The following is a 15,066-nucleotide window of genomic DNA, read 5'->3' on the forward strand; positions in this document are numbered from 1 at the left end:
CTTTTTACACTTTTTTTGAAAATTTTTATCAAGCTTTTAGGTCGATTAACTTAGTGACCTTTCCGTCAACTTTTTATATCTTATCATAGTTTATCTATTCTGTCTACTCCTTTGGCTAGTTTTTTGAGGTTTTTTCTATGTTAAACGGCACTTATCCTCAATCAACATGTCTCCATAGTCTATGACAAAGATTTTTGATATAATAAAGACTAATGGTTATATACTATAAGAAAGGATTTTCCCATGAAGTTAATTTCTTGGAACATTGACTCCCTCAATGCAGCCCTGACCAGTGACTCAGCTCGTGCTCTACTTTCGCGCACTGTTCTTGATACCTTGGTTAATCAGGAAGCAGACGTTATTGCCATTCAGGAGACAAAGCTTTCTGCTAAGGGGCCAACAAAAAAACACCTTGAACTCCTAGCTGGTTATTTCCCCGACCACCATATTGTCTGGCGGTCTTCTCAAGAACCTGCTCGTAAAGGCTATGCGGGTACTATGTTCCTCTATCGTAAAACACTTAACCCAATCATCACTTATCCCAAAATTGATGCTCCCTCAACCATGGATGATGAGGGCCGAATCATCACTCTTGAATTTGAAGACTTTTTCATCACTCAAGTTTACACACCAAATGCTGGCGATGGTCTAAAACGTCTCGCAGAGCGACAGGTTTGGGATGCCAAATACGCAGAATACCTTGCTGACCTAGACCGGCAAAAGCCTGTCTTAGCAACTGGTGATTTTAATGTTGCCCATCATGAAATTGACCTTGCTAACCCAAGTAGTAACCGTCGTTCCCCTGGCTTTACTGACGAAGAACGACTGGGTTTTACCAATCTTTTGGCCAAAGGCTTCACTGATACTTTCCGCCACCTACACGGGAATATTCCTGACCAATACACTTGGTGGGCTCAACGAAGCAAGACTAGTAAGATTAACAACACAGGGTGGAGAATTGATTACTGGCTTGTCAGCAATCGAATTGCAGAACAAGTTACCCAGTCAAACATGATCTCATCCGGAGACCGGCAAGATCACACTCCCATTCTTTTAGAAATTACTCTTGATTAAAAACCTAGGTTAAACCTAGGTTTTATTTTAATGTCAAATTGCTATAAGGTGTACGATAGCCAACTTGGAGAATCTGATCACCATCGGCTAATATCGGACGTTTAATCAACATGCCGTCCTCAGCTAAATGAGCTAACAACTCTTCCTGTGACAAAGAGTCAAATCTATCTTTCAAACCTAATTGACGGTAAGAATTACCACTCGTATTAAATAGTTTTTTTACTGGAAAATCTTGATTGGCCAACCAGGCTTGTAATTGACTGACTTGCGGTGGATTAGCTTTAATATCAATGGCTACAAATGCCACCCCCAGTTCTTCTAATTCTTTTTTAGCCGACCGACAGGTCGAACATTTAGGATATTCATAAAATGTTAACATTTCACCGTCTACCTCTTTTTGATTTTTTAACTTTTTTACCATCAGCAAGTGGGGCCAACTGGTAGCCTGAAGCATAATACTCTAATGTCGTCAACTGATCAACCACTAGATAGGATTGGGAAAATAGGCCTAGCCCCTGTTTTTGCTTGGTAAAACGTTCCTTAAGTTGATTGGCATAAGATCGTTTGGTCGCCCTATCCAAGTTCTGTCCTAGCTTAGGCAGACCTGAGAGCTTAAAATTCCCTCCCACATCTCGAATAGGTACCATTGAACAGGCAGTTTTGAAATATTCTACCCTCGTTTGTCGATCTACCAATACCGATAAGGAAGAAAATAAACGAAATTCAACAAAACGTTCAGTCATCAATCAACCTCACTATCTAAACCATGGTAACTATGATACAATTCCTGTCGGTTAAGACCATAGGTTTTGGCAATTTTTTTGATGGCATGATTGGTTTTTTCACCTTGAGCAATCAGTTCTTCTACCAACTCTAGAGGATCAATCACCTCAGTTGACGGTCGAGAGGATTGAGCGCCCGCAACGAGAAGGAGACATTCTCCTTTAACTGGGTTAGATTCTAGATGGGCGATAATCTCTTCACAATAACCGCGTTGGTATTCCTCATAAAGTTTTGTCAATTCCCTAACTAAAACTACCTGCCGATTTCCATAGACTTCCTTGATATTGGTTAACGTATCCACAAGCCTATAAGGGGACTCGTAATAAATTTGTGTTTCCGGATAGTCTTTCTTGCTTTCAAAAAAAGCACGCTGCTGACCTTTTTTACGAGGTAAAAAACCATAAAAAACATGAGGTTGCGGCAACAGTCCACTCGCAATCAAACCAGTCAAACCTGCCGATGGTCCCGGCAAAGCAATAACGGGAATGTCCTTCTCGATAGCTGCCAATACCAAATCATGTCCTGGATCAGAAATGCTCGGCATTCCCGCATCGGATACTTGAGCGATTGATTGACCAGCTTCCAGAAGAGCCAACAGACCTGGGATTTTTTCACGAGCATTATGTTCATGGAAGCTCACTTGGCGACCTGGAATAGAAAAATGTTTTAATAGTTGGCCCGTATTACGCGTATCCTCCGCGCAGATAACATCAACTGCTTTCAACACCTCAAGAGCCCGCAGGCTGATATCTTGGAGATTACCAATGGGAGTTGGAACCAGGTAGAGCTTACCCGATTTTTCTTCTCCCTTAAAACTCTTTTGAATTTTCACTATGCTTTTCTTTCTATTTGTTCATCACAGAAGAGGCATTCTCCTAGATCACGGCGTTGACCGTAAAGGTCGATACAAACATGAAAACCATCTTCATAGGTTTTTCGTAGGGTATTTTGCACCTCTTCACTGGTCTGATGACGCCCCTTAGCAAGCTGGTTTAAACGCTCACGTAATTTACTATTTTCTAAATGGAGGCGAGCATTTTCCTCTGCTAAAGCCTGAGCTTGCTTTTTCATGGCCTCTACATCAGCTAATGTTAACATCAGATTTTGGGAAACCCCATCAAAAATACCGAATAATTCTTTTTTTACCATATTTTCCTCAACTGATTATCATATATTCCAAGGCACTTTGGAAACTAACATGGCTACGCCACATGCCATAAGCGACATGCAACTTGGTCAAATAATCTCTGGCCTGCTTTTCTTTTTTTCTTTTGGCTAACAAAACGGTCAAAAGGGCTAACCCCTGTTCCTGCTCTGTTTTTTCTAAGCAAAGGTTAGCCAGACGGGCAGATTCTAGAAAGGCCTGTTCTGGCTGGGTCATTAGCTTATCAACGAAATTTTCCCATCCGCGAATTTGGTCCAATAATCTCGTATTCTTGGCCATGCTCATCGCCTCATCTATCGTTTTTGCCAAATGAGACACCGCCTCGGCCTGATTCTTTAATAAGCCCTGACCAAGTAGTAACTCCATCAAATAGGTCTCATTCTTCATGAAAGAAACCAGTTGACAACGACTCCTGATTGTAGGCAAAACCTTGCTGCTATCACTGGTTAGGAGGAAAATCGTCAAATCTGCCGGCGGCTCTTCAATGACCTTCAAGAGACGGTTACTCGCATTAGGGTGCATCTTTTCAGCATCACAAATGATAAAGACTTGACGATTACTTTCAAAACCTGACTGGGAAGATTCACGTAAAGCATCACGAATCAGTTCCGTTTTCAAAACCTGACCTGTCGGGCGAATCACATGGACATCAGAAAAGTCCCCGGCCTGAATCAGACGACAGGAGCGACAATCTCCACAAGGAAGCCCCTGCTCCAGCTTTAAGCAAAAGCGACTTTGGGCTAAAAAGAGAGCCAATTCAAAACTACCAAAATAACCATCAAAAAGATAAGCGTGACTCAAACGTCCTGACGACAACACCTGACAAAAATCACTGTATATCTTTGCTTGTACCTGTTCCAAATCCATCATGATAGGTCCTGTAAAAGTTGTTTAAGCTGACTTTCCGCCTCGGCCACTACCTGACTTAAGTCTTGATTGGCATCAATCACAACAATCCGATCAGTATGTTGCTGGGCCAAAGCCTGATAACCCTGACGGACACGCTGGTGAAGTTCTAATGTTTCTAAATCCAGACGATTGACCTCACGCTGACCGCTTTCCTGAATACGAGCTAGACCAATTTCCGACGGGACGTCAAAATACAAGGTTTTATCCGGCTGATAGCCATCGGTCGCATAATCATTGAGCCAGCCAATTTCAGCAATATCTAAACCTCGGCCATAACCTTGATAAGCAACCGAACTGTCAATAAAACGATCCAACAAGACTAACTGGCCTTTTTCTAAAGCCGGCAGTATTTTTTCAACCATGTGTTGGCGACGAGCGGCGATATAAAGCAACAACTCAGTTTTAGCATCCATTGACGTATGATTGACATCCAGGATAATCTCTCGAATTTTTTCAGAAATCGCAATCCCGCCAGGCTCACGCGTCACTAAAACACCCTCTTCTCCTAATTGCTCCTTCAATTTCGGCAACAATGCCTCTAAAACCGAGGTTTTCCCTGCACCATCTGGCCCCTCTACAGATACCAACCTTCCCTTTACCATAGCCTCTCCTTGCTTTATCTAATACATCTATTTTATCAAATTTTTTCGAAAAAAACACTGATTTACCAATCAACAAAAAAGTCGGCAGTTTAAAACTGCCAACTTCTAGATTTGCTTCTTATAAGACTTTAACTTGGGTTTGGCTGATGCTGTCAACATGAACACCTTGCTCTTGCAAATGAGCTTGTAAATCATCGATATTCAGACCTCCCTCTAGCTGAACCTCAACCACAACCTTGTCATCATTTTCCTTATTAACAACGACACTACGAATGTTAACCTGATCATCGGCAAAAATTTTGACCACTTTTTCAAAAGCACCTGCCTCATCTTTCAAGAACAACCGAACGCGGATCCCTTCTTCGCCATAGCCTGAAACCTTTAGGAAAGTTCTGAAAACATCGCGGTCAGTGATAATACCTGACATAACTCCATTTTCTGCTACCGGAAGAACACCAATCTTGTTGGTCATCATCACATAAATAGCATCTTCTAGATTGGCATAAGGCGAAATCGTAATAACATCCTTTATCATAACTTCCCTAACCTTGGTCTTATTGAGTAAATAATTCATCTCATAAATGGATAGACTGGTTGCCTTAGAAGGAGTCGCTTCTGCCATGGTTCCTGCCGTTACCAAGCCAATCAAGCGGTCATTTTCAATGACCGGCAAGCGGCGTAACCCTTGTTCTTTCATCAAATCAGCAGCATGGGCAACACTTGTATCTGGTGAAATATACACTACTTTTTTTGTCATAAAATCTTTAACTGCCATCAGCAAACCTCCATCTCTTCTTTTCTAATCTTATTATACCATAAATGGAAAGCGATTTCCTTGTTTTTAAAAAATCTCCGACTATTTAGTCAGAGATTCTAGGATTAGCCACCAAGATAGGCCTTACGGACCTCATCAGAAGCCAAAAGCTCTTGACCAGTTCCTGATAATACCACCTTACCTGTTTCCAATACATAACCGCGGTTAGCAATGGACAGAGCTTTATTGGCATTCTGCTCAATCAAAAGAACTGTCGTTCCTTGACGTTGAATATCCTGAATAATGTCAAAGATTTCCTGGATGAAAATCGGCGCCAAACCCATAGATGGCTCGTCCAAGAGGAGTAACTTAGGTTGGCTCATGAGGGCACGCCCCATGGCCAACATCTGCTGCTCACCACCAGAAAGGGTTGCTGCATCTTGATTTTTCCGCTCTTCCAAGCGTGGGAAACGCGCAAAAATCTTTTTCAGATTGGCCTGGTTTTCTTCGCGGTTATTTTTCAAGAAGGCACCCATCTCCAGATTTTCCAAAACGGTCAAGCCTGAAAAGACATGGCGACCTTCTGGAACCTGTGACAAGCCATCAGCCACGATTTTACGAGCAGGAACTTTTTGGATTTCATTGCCCAAGAAAGTAATTGTCCCGCTAGTTGGACGAACCAGACCTGAAATGGTCCGCAGGATAGAGGTTTTACCCGCTCCATTGGCACCAATCAGGGTCACCACTTCCCCCTCGTTAACTTCAAAACTCACATTTTTGACAGCCTCGATAACACCGTAGCTGACTGACAAGTTATCAACTTTTAACATAGACATTAGGCGTCACCTCCTAGGTAGGCTTCAATTACTCGTTTATTGTTTTTGATTTCTTCTGGTGTGCCATGGGCAATCAAACGACCATACTCCAACACATAAATCCGCTCAGTAACTTCCATGACCAGACTCATATCATGTTCAATCAAGATAATGGTAATACCGAATTCTTCCTTAATCTTACGAATCAAGCCTGTCAATTCAGCCGTTTCCTGTGGGTTCATTCCAGCAGCCGGCTCATCAAGGAAAAGAATCTTTGGATTTGTTGCCAAGGCACGGACAATCTCCAAACGACGTTGTTGACCGTAAGGCAGGTTTTTAGCCAAAGTATCCGCATCCTTATCTAATTCAAAGATGGCTAATAGCTCCAAGGCCTTAGCCTTCAATTCTTCTTCGTTGGTATAAAATTTTGGTAAGCGTAGAAAGGAAGCTAATAGATTTGATTTACGCGTATTGCCCATGCCCACCAAAACATTTTCTAAAACCGTCATATTCTTAAAAAGACGGATATTTTGGAAGGTCCGCGACAACCCTAGCGAAGCAATGGCATAAGGTGTCTTCCCATTAAGAACTGTTCCTGCCAGGCTAACCGTTCCTTCACTTGGCTCATAAACCCCTGTTAGCAGATTAAATAGGGTCGTTTTCCCTGCACCGTTTGGCCCAATCAAACCAACCAGTTCCCCTTGGTTCAATTCCATGGTGACATCACCAACAGCAGTCAAGCCACCGAAATTTTTTGTCAGATTTTTTACTTCAAGAAGTGCCATTAGTTTTTGCCCTCCTTACCTTTTGCGAAAAATTTAGATAGCATGAGTTCTTTTGTTCCCAAGAGCCCTCCTGGACGGAAGACCATCACTAAAATCAAGGCTAGCGAATAAATAATCATGCGTAGGTCTGAGAAATTTTGTAGAAACATGTTCAAAACACCCAAGACTACCGCAGCAACAACTGTACCAGTTACCGAACCAAGACCACCTAAAACCGCAACGATGAGATAATCAATCGAACGCAGAATCGTAAAGTCTTTTGGGACAGCAGTTCCGAGATAACCAACGTAGAGTGAGCCAGCCACACTAGCCATAATGGCTGCAATCACAAAGGTTAAAACCTTAGCTTTGGTGGTGTTAACTCCCATGGATTCTGCAGCAATTTCATCCTCACGTACAGCAATAACTTCACGTCCCATTGGGCTACGCAGGTAGTTTAACACCAAAATAACAATCAAAACAACAAAGAAGAAAACAATTGGCCAAGTAGTGTATTGTAAAATCCCTGTCAAACCTGCGGCTCCATTGGTCAAGTTACCGCCATTGATGATTACCATACGGATGACCTCAGATACACCCAAAGTAGCAATGGCCAAGTAGTCCCCTTTCAAGCGTAGGGTGGGAATGCCGACAACTAAGGCAACCAAAGCTGCAATTACGGCACCGACCAACATTGAAAGGTAGAAGCCGGCATAAGTTGGCAAGCTTTTTGTCATGATGGCTGTCGCATAAGCACCAACCGCCATAAATCCTGCCTGTCCCAAAGGAAATTGACCTGAGAAACCAAGAATCAAGTTGGTTCCCAAAGCCATAATCATGCTAATGCCAATTCCCATCAAAATTTGGACGTAATAAATGCCTAATAAACCTGATGAAATCAACAGAGATAGGACAACAAAGATTGACGCGATAAAGGCAAACCAGATAGCATTTACTTTTAGATTTTTCATGCTTACACCTTCTCCTTCACGTTTTTACCGAGAATTCCTGCTGGTCTAACCAGAAGAATAACAATCAAGATGATATAGACAACCGCGTCACGGAAACTTGAGAGACCGATTGAGACAGAGAATGTTTCCAAAAGACCAATGATGAAACCTCCGAGAGCGGCACCTGGGATGATACCAATACCACCCAAAACGGCTGCGACAAAGGCCTTAATCCCTGGTGTCATCCCCATCAAAGGATCAATCGAATTGTAGTACAAACCGATTAGCACACCCGCTGCACCTGCCAGGGCAGAACCCAGTGCAAACGTGAAACTAATGGTTGAGTTCACGTTGATTCCCATCAGCTGAGCCGCATCGCTATCAACTGAAACCGCGCGCATGGCTTTCCCCATCTTGGTTTTCTTAACGATAAATTGTAGGGCCACCATCAAGGTTACCGATACAGCCAAAATGGTCAATTGAACATTAGTAATGCTAATTGGACCCAAAGTATACTTGACCGTCTCTAGAGCTTGCGGAAAGGCACGCGTGTTGGCACCAACCAAATAGACCATGCCATATTCCAACAGGAAGGACACACCGATAGCCGTAATCAAGGCTGCAATCCGTGTCGAATTGCGGAGCGGACGATAGGCTAAAAATTCAATCAAGACACCTAAGGCAGCTGTCAAAACCATTGTCAACAAAAGGGCGACAAAGAAATTCATCTGAAATGTAGAGATCAAATAATAGCCAATAAAGGCACCCATCATGTAAAGGTCACCGTGGGCAAAGTTGATCAACTTGATGATACCATAAACCATGGTATAGCCTAGGGCGATGAGGGCATAGACACTCCCCAAAATCAACCCATTGACAAGTTGCTGAAGCATAAAGTCACCAAACTTTCTATCAATAATAATGAATAAGTGGAAGAAAGATTTCTTCCACTTATGATATTTTAATTCAGACTAACTAAATAGTCAAGCCAATTATTTCACTTCAACTGGAGTTGCTGAATCTTCCTTACCATCTTTCAAGCTAACAACAAGAGCTGATTTCTCTGGGTTATGGTTAGCATCAACAGTAAATTTACCAGTCACACCTTCGAAGTCCTTCAAGCTAGCAAGGTTAGTTGCTACATCTTTAGATGTTTTTGCTCCCTTAGCAGCTTCTGCAACCATGTAAACTGAGTCATAAGCAAGGGCTGCAAACATGTTTGGCTCTTCACCGTATTTAGCCTTGTACGCCTTAACGAAGTCTGCAGACTTAGATGTCAAGCTAGTTGATGTTGAATAACCTGATACGTAGTAAACATTGTTAGTGTTTGCTGCACCTGCCGTTTCAACGAATTGTGGGTCGTTGAATCCGTCAGGACCAAGGATTGGTTTATCAATCCCCATTTCACGCGCTTGTTTTGTCAGCAAACCAGTTTCAGTATAGTAACCTGGCACTACAAGAGCATCAAAGTCCTTATCTTTTACCTTAGTCAGAGCTGCTTGGAAGTCTTTGTCCCCAGAAGCAAAGGTTTCTTCCGCAACAACTTCACCCTTGTAAGTTTTCTTGAATTGCTCTGCTACTGCCTTAGCATAGTCGCTAGCATTATCGTAGAAAAGAACAACTTTCTTAGCTTTCAAATTATCTGTCGCATACTGTGACAAGATTGCTCCTTGGAAGCTATCAACAAAGGTTGCACGGAAAACGTAGTCTTGAACCTTACCAGAGTTGTCTAAGGTCAAGCTATCCAAAGTACCAGAAGGCGTTACCAATGGTACTGCTGCTTGTTGAGCCATATTGACCACAGCTGCCGTATTCGATGATGTTGCCGGTCCGATTGTTGCCACAACCTTATCTTGGGTTGTCAAACTAGTTGCCACGTTGGCTGCCTCAGTCGTATCTGATTTATTGTCTTTTGATACCACTTCCAATTTTTTACCATCAACACCGCCAGCAGCGTTAATAGTTTCAACAGCCAAATCAGCACCATTTTTCTCAGCGTTACCATAGGCAGCAACTGCTCCTGATAGCTCAAAGTTATAACCGATTTTTACCGTTTCGCCAACTTCATTACCCGTTGAGCCAGCTGAACCGCCTGGAGCTGCTCCACAAGCTGCCAAGACAGCTGTACTAACAAAAGCAAGAGTTGCTAACGCAAACTTTTTCTTCATATTTTTCTCCTTAGGAATTTTCTTAATTGCTATGTTTTATATAATACTGAATTGTCTAATAATTGTCAACCCTTTTTTCAAATTTTTTAGAATTTTTAGCAAAAACGCTTTCAATTGCTTAAATTGCCTACAAAATTGCTATCAATTTCCTCTAAATATGACTCTTGGACGTGTTTGACAAATTTAAGTTGTTGAAGCTGCTGCCCAATATCAGACACGCGCTCCTGATTCAGATAAAGGAGGACATATTTCATTTTTTTAGAATGATAAATTAAATCTCCATAGGTTTCCAATTTTTTCGCATCCCTATTGTAGTAAAGGTAAATAATAAGCCCTTGTCGTTTTTGCTTTTGGAACATTTTTTTCTCCTATTCAATAAAATAAGGATGAAAAGACCGGCCACTAGCGGACTACCCTTTTCATCCCTTACCTCTATTTTATTGTAGCACATTATTGGCCATAATTTCATCAATGAAACCATATTCTAAGGTTTCTTGAGCAGATAGCCAACGGTCACGCTCGGCATCTTGATGAATTTTTTCAACGGGTTGGCCTGAGTTTTCTGCCAAGATACGTTCAAGGTTTTCCCGTGTTTTCAAGAGATGCTCTGCTGCAATGGCCATATCAGTCTGCTGGGTTCCGCCACCTGTACCACCCATTGGCTGGTGAATCATGTATTCGGCATTTGGCAACATGAAACGTTTACCCTTGGTACCACTAGATGCGATAATAGTTCCCATAGAGGCTGCCATCCCCATGACAATGGTTTGAACATCTGACTTGATAAAGTTCATCGTATCAACAATAGCAAGACCTGCTGAAACAGATCCTCCTGGCGTATTAACATACAAATAAATGTCCTTGGTATTATCCTGGGCATCTAAAAATAGCAGCTGGGCAATAACTGAGTTGGCCATATTGTCCTCAACAGGACCGGTCAACATGATAATGCGGTCTTTCAACAGACGTGAATAAATATCATAAGAACGTTCGCCACGACTGGTTTGTTCAATAACTACTGGAATCATTCTGGAATTCTCCTTTTCTTAGCTTAAATGATAATCCTATTATAGCCTTTTAGTCAAAAAAGGTCAAAGATTTACTAGCAAGTGACAAAAAGGAAAGACTGAAACCACCGTTTCAGCTCTCCTTTATCTTTATTTAGTGCCAAATAGGCGGTCACCGGCATCGCCTAAACCTGGGACAATGTAGCCTTGATCATTAAGTTTCTCATCAAGTGCAGCGGTATAAATGTCAATATCTGGATGAGCTGCTTGTAGTTTTTCAACCCCTTCTGGTGCTGCCACCAAGCAGACAAATTTAATATTGGTTGCGCCGCGTTTTTTCAAAGAATCCACAGCTAAAATCGCTGACCCTCCCGTTGCTAACATGGGGTCAACCAGGAAAATTTGACGTTGGTCAATATCTTCTGGCAACTTAACCAAATATTCAACTGGCTCAAAGGTTTCCTCGTCACGGTACATACCGATATGACCAACCTTGGCTGCTGGCACTAGGCTAAGTAAACCATCAACCATACCGATACCAGCCCGCAAGATGGGAACGATAGCCAGTTTTTTCCCAGCTAGCTGCTTTTGCACGGTCTTGGTAATTGGTGTCTCAATTTCCACATCTTCCAGTGGTAAATCACGAGAGACCTCGTAGCCCATCAACATGGCAATTTCATTGACTAGTTCACGAAAATCCTTAGTTGATGTTGTTGTCCGACGAAGAATCGACAATTTATGCTGAATCAATGGATGTGAAATCACTTGAAAGTTTCCCATAATAACCACCTTTTTTATTTTTTTCTATTATAGCAGATTCTGATTAAAAAATCCCCTCCCAGGTCATGCTTTTGTCAAATAAAAAACTGACCAACCCAATGAGGTTGACCAGCCATTTTCATTAATTAATTTTCATTTTTTGTCGAAGATTCTCAGCTTTTTTGCCAATCATCTTATCCAAAAGACGGGTCTTCAAGGCCAAATAACCATAAACTGCCACTCCCAAACTACCCACCAAAACAACATAAAGGAGACTTGACCAGCGACTTGCCGGTGGGAAAAATAGGTACAGAGCAATGGTAACTGGGGCAATGACCAGGAACATCCCCAAGGTTAATAACTGAATCAAGCTAATCTGTTTCATGACCAATTGACGATTAAAAGAGGTGACGTTTTGGATACGGTAGTAACTCAGTACAATCGGCACCAATAAACCTACCGCCGTTGACCAGATGGGGCCATAGGCATGGAATAGGTAAATAAAAGGCAACTGTAAAGCGATTTTGACCAGTAAACCATAAACAAAATACATGATAGACCGACGCGTTTCAAAAAAGGCTTGCAAGATAGGAGACAGCACTGTATAAAGGGATAAAATGACCGTTTGTAACAGGGAAGCAACAAACAGACCCAAGGACAGTGCATCTGATTGCCCGTAAAAAACAGTATAGAGAGGTTCTGCCAAAACAATCGCCCCAATGATGGCCGGGAAAATAAATAACATAAGAATCACGATGTTATTGATAACCAACCCGGCTGTCTCTTTGCGATTTTTCTTAATAAAACTTTCCGTCAGAAGGGGAATGGAGGTGGCGCTGATAGAACTAGCCACGGCAACAATAATCATGGTTAATTTCCCAGGATTTGAAGCAAAGTAGGCAAATTGGACCTTCAAGTCCTCGTTCGAATAATCTGTAAAATAGGACATGGCATTGATATAGGTTACCTGATCAATCAATCGAAAGATTTGAATGGCTGATCCCATCACAATAAATGGAATGGCTTCCTTTATCGTTTCCCAAAGCAAGTCCTTTGTTGAAACAGTCAGATGAGTCGGCTGAGCTGTAAACAGAGGAGTCAGCAAGTGCTCCCGCCAGAGGAAATAAAAGAGAACAGCAAAACTGGCCAACATGCCGATAAAGGCTGCAAAAGTAGATTGGGTTACCGCTTCAACATAATCCCCTGAGCCCATTTTCATGATAAAAAAAGCAGTTAATAGCATCCAAATAACCCGAATCAGCTGCTCGGCTACTTGGCTGACCGCACTAGGATACAATTTATTAAAGCCTTGAAAAAACCCTCGTAAGACGCTCATGGCAGGGAAGACCAAAACTGCTAAGGTGAGACTCCGCATTACCGGAATCAATTCCTGACCACTACCGCTCATCTCCGAAAATAAAGGAGCCAGACCGTACATCAAGGTCGCAAAGATTAACCCCAAAATCAGCATGAACTGTAACACCTTACGCACCAGATAAAAACTCAAATCCATTTGGTCTAAGGTGTTATACTTGGCAATCTGCTTAGCAACCGCAATCGGTATTCCGACCGTAGAAATCAGTAAAAAGAGAGCGTAAATTTCATAGCCCATTCCAAAAAGGGCATTGGCTTGAGGAGCATACTGGCCCATCCAAGCATACCAAGGAATGATATAAAGCGCTCCCAATAAGCGACTAATAAAATTGCCGGCCGTTAGCCAGGCTGTCCCTTGCACCAGCTGTTCTTGCTGCGTTAATGGTTGTTTTTCCTTGCTCATAACTCATTCTTTCAAAGTGTTCTAGAATTTTATTATAAACTTTTCCTTGTGACTTGTAAAATAAGAACTTTAAGTTTAAAATAGACTGTATGATAACTTTAAAACGATTATTAGATATCCTTAAAGAAGACAATAATTTCCGTGAAATCATGTCCGACGATGGCTACTTTTGGGATTGGAAGCAAGATTTTAGTTTCCAGCGTCTCAGCTATGATAGTCGACAGGTTGACGAGCAAACCCTCTTTTTTATCAAAGGTTTAAATTTTAAAAAAGAATTTCTGGAACAAGCTGTGCTAGCTGGCCTACCCTTTTACGTGGCCGAACAAGACTATGAGGTGGGGATTCCGGCAATCCTGGTCAATGATGTCAAACGGGCTCTCAGCTTGATTGCCATGGCCTTTTACCATCACCCACAAAAAAAACTAAAACTGCTAGCCTTTACAGGAACCAAGGGAAAAACAACAGCTGCCTATCTGGCTTTCTCTATCCTATCTCAACAACATCAAGTGGCTATGCTTTCAACCATGAACACCACACTAGATGGGAAGACTTTTTTTAAATCCAGTCTCAGCACCCCTGAAAGCTTGGACCTATTCGCCATGATGGCCCAGGCCGTAGACAATGGCATGACTCATCTCATCATGGAAGTCTCTAGTCAAGCCTATCTGGTCAATCGGGTCTACGGTCTCACCTTTGATGTTGGTGTTTTTCTCAATATCAGTCCTGACCATATCGGGCCAATTGAACATCCAACGTTTGAAGACTATTTCTACCACAAACGCCTCCTCCTTGACCATAGTAAGGCCGTCATTATCAATAGTCAAATGAATCATTTCGACCTATTAAAGGAACAGGTAAAAGATATTCCCCATGATTTCTACGGTAACAATAGCGATAACCGTATCCAAAATAGCCAGGCCTTCTCCTTTGACGTCACAGGAAAACTAGCTGGAACATATGACTGTCAACTGCTAGGGGATTTCAACCAGGAAAATGCTCTAGCTGCCGGTCTTGCTTGTTTACGTCTTGGGGCTTCACTGGCCGATATCCAAACAGGGATTGCCAAAACAAGGGTCCCAGGTCGAATGGAAGTTCTAACTCAAAAAAATGGGGCTAAAGTCTTTGTGGATTATGCCCATAACCAAGATAGTTTGGAGAAACTAATTGGTGTTGTTCAAAAGCACCAAACAGGGCAACTAATCCTCGTTTTAGGGGCACCAGGTAATAAGGGGGAAAGTCGACGAGCTGATTTTGGCCAGGTGATCAATGCCTATCCCGATCTCAAAGTTATCTTGACAGAGGACGATCCTAATTTTGAAGATCCCGCAGCTATCTGTCAGGAAATCGCCAACCACATCAACCGACAAGTGACGATCATGATCAAGCGCGAAGAAGCTATCCAAACCGCTTTAAGCCTAACAAAACAAGCTGAGGATGCCGTGATTATCGCCGGCAAGGGGGCTGACGCCTTTCAAATTGTCCAAGGGCAACGAACTGACTATGCTGGCGATGTCCTAATTGCTCAAAAATACCTTTAAC

Annotated in this window: 17 protein-coding genes and 1 pseudogene; 2 read left to right on the forward strand and 16 right to left on the reverse strand. The window is 42.3% G+C overall.

Annotation, left to right across the window (positions count from 1 at the left end; genetic code table 11):
- The first annotated feature begins 243 nt into the window (after positions 1 to 243).
- On the forward strand, positions 244 to 1,074 hold the full coding sequence (locus FRX57_RS06650; protein WP_146567912.1) for an exodeoxyribonuclease III: 831 nt from the start codon (positions 244 to 246) through the stop codon (positions 1,072 to 1,074).
- A gap of 22 nt (positions 1,075 to 1,096) precedes the next feature.
- On the opposite strand, the gene FRX57_RS06655 is transcribed toward FRX57_RS06650, so the two are convergent.
- The 16 genes and pseudogenes from FRX57_RS06655 to FRX57_RS06730 form a co-directional block, all read right to left on the reverse strand.
- Positions 1,097 to 1,453 carry an arsenate reductase family protein gene (locus FRX57_RS06655; protein ID WP_146567914.1) on the reverse strand — a complete coding sequence of 119 codons (357 nt, stop codon included), beginning with the start codon at positions 1,451 to 1,453 and terminating at the stop codon, positions 1,097 to 1,099.
- 1 nt (position 1,454) lies between these two features.
- Positions 1,455 to 1,817, reverse strand: a complete 363-nt coding sequence (locus FRX57_RS06660) for a hypothetical protein (RefSeq protein WP_146567915.1) — start codon at positions 1,815 to 1,817, stop codon at positions 1,455 to 1,457.
- Entirely contained in the window at positions 1,817 to 2,689 is an 873-nt protein-coding gene (rsmI, locus tag FRX57_RS06665) for a 16S rRNA (cytidine(1402)-2'-O)-methyltransferase (protein ID WP_146567916.1), read from the reverse strand. The genes FRX57_RS06660 and rsmI overlap by 1 nt, the downstream gene beginning before the upstream one ends.
- Positions 2,689 to 3,006, reverse strand: coding sequence for an initiation control protein YabA (locus FRX57_RS06670; protein WP_146567918.1), 318 nt, complete (start codon positions 3,004 to 3,006; stop codon positions 2,689 to 2,691). Before FRX57_RS06670 ends, rsmI begins: the two co-directional genes overlap by 1 nt.
- A 7-nt stretch (positions 3,007 to 3,013) precedes the next feature.
- Entirely contained in the window at positions 3,014 to 3,889 is an 876-nt protein-coding gene (locus FRX57_RS06675) for a DNA polymerase III subunit delta' (RefSeq protein WP_146568051.1), read from the reverse strand.
- Positions 3,889 to 4,533 carry a dTMP kinase gene (tmk, locus tag FRX57_RS06680; RefSeq protein WP_146567920.1) on the reverse strand — a complete coding sequence of 215 codons (645 nt, stop codon included), beginning with the start codon at positions 4,531 to 4,533 and terminating at the stop codon, positions 3,889 to 3,891. Before tmk ends, FRX57_RS06675 begins: the two co-directional genes overlap by 1 nt.
- 118 nt (positions 4,534 to 4,651) lie before the next feature.
- A complete protein-coding gene (locus FRX57_RS06685) occupies positions 4,652 to 5,308 on the reverse strand; it encodes a CBS and ACT domain-containing protein (RefSeq protein WP_146567923.1) in 657 nt (218 codons plus the stop codon).
- 104 nt (positions 5,309 to 5,412) lie between these two features.
- Complete coding sequence (locus FRX57_RS06690) at positions 5,413 to 6,123, reverse strand: ABC transporter ATP-binding protein (RefSeq protein ID WP_146567925.1); 711 nt, start codon at positions 6,121 to 6,123, stop codon at positions 5,413 to 5,415.
- Positions 6,123 to 6,887, reverse strand: coding sequence for an ABC transporter ATP-binding protein (locus tag FRX57_RS06695; RefSeq protein WP_146567926.1), 765 nt, complete (start codon positions 6,885 to 6,887; stop codon positions 6,123 to 6,125). The genes FRX57_RS06690 and FRX57_RS06695 overlap by 1 nt, the downstream gene beginning before the upstream one ends.
- Entirely contained in the window at positions 6,887 to 7,837 is a 951-nt protein-coding gene (locus FRX57_RS06700) for a branched-chain amino acid ABC transporter permease (RefSeq protein ID WP_146567928.1), read from the reverse strand. The genes FRX57_RS06695 and FRX57_RS06700 overlap by 1 nt, the downstream gene beginning before the upstream one ends.
- A 2-nt stretch (positions 7,838 to 7,839) precedes the next feature.
- Entirely contained in the window at positions 7,840 to 8,709 is an 870-nt protein-coding gene (locus FRX57_RS06705; RefSeq protein WP_146567930.1) for a branched-chain amino acid ABC transporter permease, read from the reverse strand.
- 99 nt (positions 8,710 to 8,808) lie between these two features.
- Complete coding sequence (locus FRX57_RS06710) at positions 8,809 to 9,984, reverse strand: ABC transporter substrate-binding protein (RefSeq protein ID WP_146567932.1); 1,176 nt, start codon at positions 9,982 to 9,984, stop codon at positions 8,809 to 8,811.
- Between the two features lie 110 nt (positions 9,985 to 10,094).
- Positions 10,095 to 10,343, reverse strand: coding sequence for a DUF2129 domain-containing protein (locus tag FRX57_RS06715; RefSeq protein WP_146567934.1), 249 nt, complete (start codon positions 10,341 to 10,343; stop codon positions 10,095 to 10,097).
- Between the two features lie 78 nt (positions 10,344 to 10,421).
- Positions 10,422 to 11,015 (reverse strand): annotated as a pseudogene (locus tag FRX57_RS06720) (ATP-dependent Clp protease proteolytic subunit); the annotation flags it as partial.
- A gap of 126 nt (positions 11,016 to 11,141) precedes the next feature.
- A complete protein-coding gene (gene upp / locus FRX57_RS06725; protein ID WP_146567938.1) occupies positions 11,142 to 11,771 on the reverse strand; it encodes a uracil phosphoribosyltransferase in 630 nt (209 codons plus the stop codon).
- Between the two features lie 121 nt (positions 11,772 to 11,892).
- On the reverse strand, positions 11,893 to 13,527 hold the full coding sequence (locus FRX57_RS06730) for a putative polysaccharide biosynthesis protein (RefSeq protein WP_146567940.1): 1,635 nt from the start codon (positions 13,525 to 13,527) through the stop codon (positions 11,893 to 11,895).
- Between the two features lie 89 nt (positions 13,528 to 13,616).
- Here FRX57_RS06730 and FRX57_RS06735 point away from each other — a divergent pair, with 89 nt between their 5' ends.
- Positions 13,617 to 15,065, forward strand: coding sequence for a UDP-N-acetylmuramoyl-L-alanyl-D-glutamate--L-lysine ligase (locus tag FRX57_RS06735; protein ID WP_146567943.1), 1,449 nt, complete (start codon positions 13,617 to 13,619; stop codon positions 15,063 to 15,065).
- The last annotated feature ends 1 nt before the right edge of the window (position 15,066 follow it).

This window comes from Streptococcus cuniculipharyngis (assembly GCF_007859195.1).
Classification (GTDB): Bacteria; Bacillota; Bacilli; order Lactobacillales; family Streptococcaceae; genus Streptococcus; species Streptococcus cuniculipharyngis.